The following is a 478-nucleotide window of genomic DNA, read 5'->3' on the forward strand; positions in this document are numbered from 1 at the left end:
GAATATGGGAGGGGACCCAGTCACTATAGAGCCTCATGTGCTCAAGGTGGACGAGGAGGTTAGGGATATCCTAGAGAAAGCAAGGTTACTTTCCTTCTTCAGGAAGTTTTTCAAATTTAGCGAGTGCATATTTGTCCAAATTACGGAGGTGTGGGAGGATGGAAAGGTGGTGGTTAACGGTCTAACCTTCACCATTTTGGATCATTTGATCGCTAAGGTTTTTGGCCTACTATTGGAAGGACCAGTCATTCTTAGAGAGAAGACTAGTTAAGTTGAGAAACTTATAAAATTTCTAACAGGCGTGGAAACATTTTATTGGTTGTAGTCTGGCATTGCTAGAGAATCCTTGCCTAAGCCATTGGATAGAGTGGTTATCCAGGTAATGAAATACTTGACTTTGGAAGGTAAATTCAAAAAAATAGTTGGTTACCATGTGGCTATTCTTAATTCAATTAAGAATGAAGAAAAAGTCAATATC

At 39.3% G+C, this 478-nt stretch carries 1 protein-coding gene; it reads left to right on the forward strand.

Annotated features, from left to right (window positions below):
- Positions 1 to 271 (forward strand): hypothetical protein (locus EOB36_RS34800; RefSeq protein WP_206637244.1); only part of this gene is annotated, 271 nt, incomplete at its 5' end.
- Positions 272 to 478: the final 207 nt, after the last annotated feature.

Origin of the sequence: Mesorhizobium sp. M6A.T.Cr.TU.017.01.1.1 (assembly GCF_004023115.1) — a bacterium.
Lineage (GTDB): Bacteria > Pseudomonadota > Alphaproteobacteria > Rhizobiales > Rhizobiaceae > Mesorhizobium > Mesorhizobium mediterraneum.